The following is a 757-nucleotide window of genomic DNA, read 5'->3' as shown; positions in this document are numbered from 1 at the left end:
GTCGAGTGAGCGGACTTCGACGGTGGTGGTGCAATCCGGGTCACCACTATCAGGCTCACACTGCGATTCCGGTGGACCCACCACCAGATTCGTCATCGTCGCATCTTCACCATCACCCAGGGCCGGTAGTGGATCCATCACATCAACCGTGTACGTGACCGTCACCACCTCACCCACAGCAAGGTCACCAGTCCACTCGAGCACATCGCCAGAGAACGCAGCCTCAGCCACATCACGATCACCCTGATTACTGGTCACCCCCGTCACCATCGGGTTCTCAGCAACCACCAACACATCAGACAAATCATCACTAAACGACGCACTATCAGGGTCGACATACGCAAACGAACCCGTATTCGACACCGTCACCGAAAACTCCACCGTCTCACCCGGAACAGCCTCATCCGTCGACGCAGACTTCACAATGTCCAACTGACGCACCGGAGTCGTCGTCGTGCAACCAGGCTCAGAACCGTCCTCACACGACGACCCCTCCGGCCCAGTCACCACATTCACCAACTCCGCACCCTCAGCAACCGGATCATCCACCATCACCGTGTACGAAATCGTCACCGAACCACCCGGCACCACAGGATCCGCATCCGGATCACCAGCAGCCAAATCACCCGTCCACGACACCACCTCAGACCCAGCATCAAACGACGCACCCGCATCAACAGGATCCACAAACCCCACCCACGACGCATTCGCCAACACATCAACCAACGAATCCTCCACCACCACACCAACAAGGTCC

1 protein-coding gene is annotated in these 757 nt (G+C 58.0%); it reads right to left on the bottom strand.

Annotated elements, in window-relative coordinates; translation table 11 throughout:
- A partial coding sequence (locus AOP79_RS11480) for a DUF7927 domain-containing protein (protein WP_500778235.1) occupies positions 1-757 on the bottom strand: 757 nt, incomplete at both ends.

Source organism: Demequina sediminicola, assembly GCF_000975055.1.
Taxonomy (GTDB): Bacteria; Actinomycetota; Actinomycetes; order Actinomycetales; family Demequinaceae; genus Demequina; species Demequina sediminicola.
Note: the sequence above shows the minus strand (reverse complement) of the source record. Positions and strands in the feature narration are given on the sequence as shown.